Source organism: Streptomyces sp. NPDC057854, assembly GCF_042797055.1.
Lineage (GTDB): Bacteria > Actinomycetota > Actinomycetes > Streptomycetales > Streptomycetaceae > Streptomyces.
The window spans coordinates 1-1,130 of the sequence record NZ_JBHVMF010000067.1 but is presented as its reverse complement, the minus strand read 5'-3'; the positions used below and the strand labels follow the sequence as shown (position 1 = coordinate 1,130).

General features: G+C 65.8%; 1 protein-coding gene. It reads left to right on the top strand.

The annotated features are described in order from the left end of the window. Positions 1-37: 37 nt before the first annotated feature. Positions 38-1,129 (top strand): IS630 family transposase, encoded by a 1,092-nt coding sequence (locus ACFVQZ_RS36525; RefSeq protein WP_383629195.1) that lies wholly within the window; start codon positions 38-40, stop codon positions 1,127-1,129. The last annotated feature ends 1 nt before the right edge of the window (position 1,130 follow it).

Sequence of the window (1,130 nt, the reverse complement as noted above, 5' to 3'; positions counted from 1 at the left end):
CTAGTGACCTGAGTCGGAGATTCGTCGTTAGTTGGGCATGAGTCGTCCGGGTCCGAAGATTCCGCCGTTGTCTGTCACTGATGCCCAGAGGGCGGTGCTGGAGGGCTGGTTACGCCGCCGGACGACGGCTCAGGCTCTGGCTCAGAGGTCGCGGATCGTGCTGGAGTGCGCCGAGGGCCACTCGATCATGGAAGTGTCCCGCCGGCTGCGGATCACTCCGGACACGGTCCGCACCTGGCGGCGCCGGTTCATCGAACGCGGCCTGGACGGTTTGTGCGACGACCCGAGGCCCGGCGTCCCCAGGAAGATCACCGATGCCGACGTCGAGCGGGTCATCGTCAAGACGCTCGAGGAGACACCGAAGAACGCCACCCACTGGTCGACCAGGTCGATGGCCGCGGCGACGGGCATGTCTCAGTCGACGGTCTCGCGGATCTGGCGGGCGTTCGCCCTGGCCCCGCACCGGTCGCAGACCTTCAAGCTGTCCACGGACCCGTTGTTCATCGACAAGGTCCGTGACGTCGTCGGCCTCTACCTCGACCCGCCGGAGAAGGCCCTCGTCCTCTGCGTGGACGAGAAGTCGCAGATCCAGGCCCTGGACCGGTCCCAGCCAGTCCTGCCGATGATGCCCGGGGTTCCCGAACGCCGCAGCCACGACTACGTCCGGGCCGGCACCACCACCCTCTTCGCCGCGCTCGAGGTCGCCACCGGCAAGGTCATCGGATCCCTCCACCGTCGCCACCGGGCGGCGGAGTTCAAGAAGTTCCTCACGAAGCTGGACAAGGAAGTCCCGGCTGATCTGCAGATTCATCTGATCCTGGACAACTACGCGACGCACAAGACGCCCGACATCAAGAAGTGGCTGCTGGCCCACCCTCGGTTCCACCTGCACTTCACGCCGACCAGCGCGTCCTGGCTGAACCTGGTGGAGCGGTGGTTCGCCGAGCTGACCCAGAAGAAGCTCAAGCGCGGCGTCCACCGCTCCGTCCAGGCCCTCGAACGCGACATCCGAGCCTGGCTCGCCGACTGGAACGAGCACCCCAGACCGTTCGTCTGGACGAAGACCGCCGACGAGATCCTCGACAAAGTCGCCGCCTACTGCCGACGAATCTCTGACTCAGATCACTAGG